4 protein-coding genes are annotated in these 4,576 nt (G+C 67.1%); 3 read left to right on the forward strand and 1 reads right to left on the reverse strand.

Features of this window, described 5'->3' with window-relative positions; translation table 11 throughout:
- Positions 1-1,248, forward strand: a 1,248-nt coding sequence (locus H7225_RS07570) for a TonB-dependent receptor (protein ID WP_290660437.1), incomplete at its 5' end; no start/stop codon positions are given.
- A 10-nt stretch (positions 1,249-1,258) separates the two neighbouring features.
- Here H7225_RS07570 and H7225_RS07575 read toward each other — a convergent pair.
- Entirely contained in the window at positions 1,259-2,104 is an 846-nt protein-coding gene (locus tag H7225_RS07575; protein WP_290660439.1) for a carbon-nitrogen hydrolase family protein, read from the reverse strand.
- A gap of 56 nt (positions 2,105-2,160) precedes the next feature.
- Between H7225_RS07575 and glcE the strand changes: the two genes are divergently transcribed.
- Together glcE and glcF are read left to right on the forward strand one after the other, a co-directional pair.
- Positions 2,161-3,321, forward strand: coding sequence for a glycolate oxidase subunit GlcE (gene glcE, locus H7225_RS07580; protein ID WP_290660441.1), 1,161 nt, complete (start codon positions 2,161-2,163; stop codon positions 3,319-3,321).
- The gene (gene glcF, locus H7225_RS07585) at positions 3,299-4,570 is read left to right on the forward strand and encodes a glycolate oxidase subunit GlcF (protein WP_290660443.1); all 1,272 of its coding nucleotides are present in this window, start codon (positions 3,299-3,301) and stop codon (positions 4,568-4,570) included. Before glcE ends, glcF begins: the two co-directional genes overlap by 23 nt.
- Positions 4,571-4,576: the final 6 nt, after the last annotated feature.

Consider the following 4,576-nt stretch of genomic DNA (forward strand, 5'->3'; position numbering starts at 1 on the left):
GGCACGCGGCAGGCCCTGCAGTTTCAGTCCATTCCTGCCAATGCCGGACAAAACGGGGTGGCCCACCCTGGCGGCATCATCGACCTGGACCGTTCATTCGCAGGCATCGATGCCCGCTTGACCTGGCGCACGCAACTGGCCTCACGGCCGTTCTCTCTGACCGGGGGGGTGAACTTTGACCAGATGGACGAGCACCGCCAAGGCTATGAGAACTTCCTGGGTCCGGTCGGGCCCACGCCATCAACACTGACCGGCGTGCGCGGTGAACTCAAACGCGACGAAGACAACCGTGCCCGCAACAACGACCAATACCTGCAAGCTCAATGGGACCTGAGCGACCAGTGGGTTGCCAGCGCGGGTGTGCGCAACAGCCGGGTGACCTTCAACTCGAAGGACCACTATGTGGTGGCAGGCAATGGCAATGACAGTGGCGGGATGGCGTTTTCATCCACCACGCCTGTGGCGTCGCTGTTGTGGAAGCCGTTGTCGGGAACGCACCTTTACGTCACTGGTGGCGAAAGCTTCGAAACTCCAACCCTCAACGAGGTGGCCTACAAGACCAACACCGGCACCGCCACCGGTTGGAACACGGACTTGAAAGCCAGCCATGGGCGCCACCTGGAGCTGGGTCTCAAACAGACTTTGTCGACGCAGGGCGGGCTCAATCTGGCTGTTTTCCAGACCGACACTGATGACGAGATCGGGGTGAAGCGGAACGAGGGCGGGCGTTCGAGTTTCCAAAACGTGGGCCGCACACGTCGACTTGGCGCCGAGGCTTCGCTGCAGTGGCGCTTGGCCCCGACTTGGTCGGTGTATTCGTCGACAGCCTGGACGCAGGCGCGCTATCGCGACCCATTCCAGAGCACCGCCGTCGCGGGGGCCACGACCACCACTTTAGTACCGCCCGGCAACGCCCTGCCAGGCGTGCCCAGCCAGACCACCTTCGCCGAACTGCTGTGGCGCCCTGCCCAGGCATGGACTGCCGCCGTGGAGGTGCGCCACACCGGCCGCATCTTCGCCAACGACGTTAACGATGAAGCGACATCCGGCTACACCCTGTGGGCCTTGCGTGCCGGTTGGACGCGAGCCTTCGGCGACTGGCGCTTGAACACACTGGCCCGCATCGACAACGTGACCAACCAGCACTGTGTGGCCTCGGTGATCGTGAACGAAGGCAACAAGCGCTACTACGAACCATCGCCTGGCCGCAGCGCTTTGCTGAGCGTTCAGGTGAGCAAGGCGTTCTAAGCGGGTGCGGTCAACCCAGCACCCGGTGCGTGAGCGCCGGCAACTGCTGGCGCATCTTGGCCTGGTGCGCGCGGTCCAGCGTGCCCAGCACCACGCCCGCGCCTTCGGCCTGCACGCCCAGCACCTCGCCCCACGGCCCGATCAGCATCGAATGCCCAAAGGTGCGGCGGCCGTTCTCGTGCTCACCGCCTTGTGCGGGGGCCAGCACGTGGCACAGGTTCTCGACCGCGCGGGCGCGCAGCAGCAGCTCCCAATGCGCCTGCCCCGTGGTGTGCGTGAAGGCGGCCGGCAGCACCAGCAGGTCGCAGGGCTGGTCTTTGGTCAAGGCCCTGAACAGCTCGGGAAAACGCAGGTCGTAGCAGACCGACAGTCCCACGCGCCAAGTGCCACCGGCCCGGTCGGTCACGGTGAAAGCCACCGGCTCTGAGCCCGGCAACAAGGTGGCCGATTCGTCATAACGGCGCTGCCCATTGTCAAAACAGAACAAGTGGATCTTGTCGTAGCGCGCCACGCGCTGGCCTTGCGGGTTGAACACCAGCACGCTGTTGAACGCACGTTGCGCATCGTGGCTTTGCAAGGGCAGGGTGCCGCCGATCACCCACACGCCATTCGCCTTGGCCGCTTCCGACAAGGCCGCCTGGATGGGGCTGCGCGTGCGGTCTGGGGCCAGGGCATCGGCCAGGGGCTCGGCGATGGCCAACTTGTCGGCATCGTGCAGGCCCATCAAACAGAAGTATTCGGGCAGGGCCACCAGCTCGGCGCCGGCCTGCGCGGCTTGCGCGATCAGGGTTTGCGCCTGGGCCAGGTTCTCGTCCACTCGCGGGGTGGACACCATTTGAAGGGCGGCAACTTTCATGATCACGATGGTAGTGGCGGAGCAGGGCCATTGTCACGGTTATCCTTGTGCCCATCATGCTCGATGCTGTCCGTGCCCCGATTGAACTGACGACCCTGGTGGACCAGGTGAATGACGCTGCCCAACGCGGCGCGGTGCTGCGCGTGCGCGGTCATGGCAGCAAGGACTTCCTGGGCGACCCATCTAAAGGCGAGTTGCTGGACACCCGCGCGTGGCAAGGCATCGAACAATACGAACCCAGCGAGTTGGTGATCAAGGCGCGCGCCGGCACGCCGCTGTCCGAGATCGAGGCGGTGCTGGCCGAGCGTGGCCAGTACCTGGCCTTCGAGCCCCCGCGCTGGGCCTTCCAGCCCGATGCGCAGGGCGTGGGCCCGACCATCGGCGGCGTCGTGGCCAGTGGCTTCAGTGGTCCGGGGCGCGTCAGTCGGGGTGCGGTGCGCGACCATGTGTTGGGCACCGGCGTGCTCAATGGCCGCGGCGAGGTGCTGCGCTTTGGCGGCTCGGTGATGAAGAACGTGGCCGGCTTTGATTTGTCGCGCCTGATGGCCGGCTCGATGGGCACCCTGGGCGTGATCCTGGACGTGACCCTGAAGGTGATGCCCCAGCCAGTGGCCACCGCCACGATCCGCATGGACATGGCCGAGGCCGAAGCGCTGGCCCAGGTCAACCAGTGGGCGGCGCAGCCTTTGCCCTTGGACGCGTCCGCCTGGTGGGATGGCCTGCTGGTGCTGCGCCTGCGCGGGGCCCGTGCGGCGGTGGAATCGGCGGTGCAGCGCCTGTGCCATGAACGCCAGGGCGAGTTGATCGCGCAGCCTTCCGCCGAACCTTTCTGGCAGGGCCTGCGTGACCACAGCGATGAGTTCTTCCAAAAAGCCCGCCAGGCGGTGAGCCAATCCGGGCACCAGGGCGTGAGCTTGTGGCGCATGTCGGTGCCGTCCACCGCCGCGCCTTTGGGCTTGCCCGGCGAGCAACTGACCGAATGGTTTGGCGCCCAACGTTGGGTGTGCACGTCGGCACCGGCTGCGGTAGTGTTCGAGGCCGCCGCGCGCGCCGGTGGCCATGCCCAGCCCTTGGTCAGCCAAACAGTTCAGCCCTTGGTCCACGCGGCCGCGCTGTCGCCCGTGCTGCGCCAATTGCACCAGCGCGTGCAGCAGTCTTTCGATCCCCACGGGGTGTTCAACACCGGTCGCCTTCATGCAAACCCAGCTGTCTCCTGAGTTCGAATCCACCGCCGAAGGCCAGCAGGCCCAGGCGGTGCTGCGCCAATGTGTGCACTGCGGTTTTTGCAACGCCACCTGCCCCACCTACAAGCTGACCGGCAATGAGCTGGACGGCCCACGTGGCCGCATCTATCTGATGAAGCAGGTGTTTGAAGGGCAGGCGCCTACGCGCACCACGCAAACGCACCTGGACCGCTGCATCGGCTGCAACCATTGCGAAAGCACCTGCCCCTCGGGCGTGCCCTACCACGAGCTGCTGGCCGTGGGCCAGGCCGTGGTGGACGAGCGCGTGCAGCGCCCGCGCCAGGAGCGTCTGATGCGTTGGGCCCTGCGCACGGTGATGCCCTCGCGCTGGTTCGCGCCGGCCTTGCGCTTGGGCCAGGCCGTGCGGCCCTTGCTGCCGGCCAAGCTGCGCGCCCAGGTGCCGCAGCGCGCGGTGTTGCCGCCGGCCGCCTGGCCTGATCCCAAGAAGAGCCTGCACACCCGCCAGATGCTGATGCTCAAGGGCTGCGTGCAACCGGCCTTGCGGCCCCACATCGATGCCTCGACCGCCCGGGTGTTGGACGCCGTCGGCGTGCGCGCCGTGGTGGCCCCGGCATCAGGTTGTTGCGGCGCCATCCAGGGGCACCTGGGCGATGTGGAGGGCGCCAAGGACCGGGCCCGCGCCAACATCGACGCCTGGTGGCCTTTGATCGAAGGCCAGACGCCCATCGAGGCCATCGTGGTCAACGCATCGGGCTGCGGGGCCTGGACGCGCGACTACGGCAAGCTGCTGGCCGACGACCCGGCGTATGCCGACCGCGCCCGCCGCGTCAGCGACCTGGTCCGCGACCCGGGCCAATTGCTGCCCGATTGGGTGCCCATGCTGTCGCGGCGCATGGCGCGCCGGCCGATCGGTTCGCTGGGCTCGGTCACCTTTCACCCGCCGTGCAGCCTCAGCCACAGCTTGAAGCTGAGCAGCGCGGCCAAGCCCGGCCCGATCGAAACCGGCCTGCGCGCACTGGGCTTTGACGTGCGCCTGGCGGTTCGCGACAGCCACCAGTGCTGCGGGGCGGGCGGCGCCTACAGCGTGCTGCAGCCCGAGATGTCGCGGCAGTTGCGCGACTTGAAGGTGCAGGCGCTGGAAGCTGCCGGCGCCCAGGTGATTGCCAGTGCCAACATTGGGTGCATCTCGCACCTGCAGGGCGGCACCGCCACGCCGGTCAAGCACTGGGTGGAGTTGCTGGACGAAGCCCTGAGCGGCTGAGCTGCC

This window comes from Aquabacterium sp. (assembly GCF_014378415.1).
Lineage (GTDB): Bacteria > Pseudomonadota > Gammaproteobacteria > Burkholderiales > Burkholderiaceae_C > Aquabacterium.

Coding starts and splice junctions, on each gene's coding strand:
- H7225_RS07575 (WP_290660439.1), bottom strand. CDS start 2,104: ATGAAAGTTGCCGCCCTTCAAATGGTGTCCACCCCGCGAGTGGACGAG.
- glcE (WP_290660441.1), top strand. CDS start 2,161: ATGCTCGATGCTGTCCGTGCCCCGATTGAACTGACGACCCTGGTGGAC.
- glcF (WP_290660443.1), top strand. CDS start 3,299: ATGCAAACCCAGCTGTCTCCTGAGTTCGAATCCACCGCCGAAGGCCAG.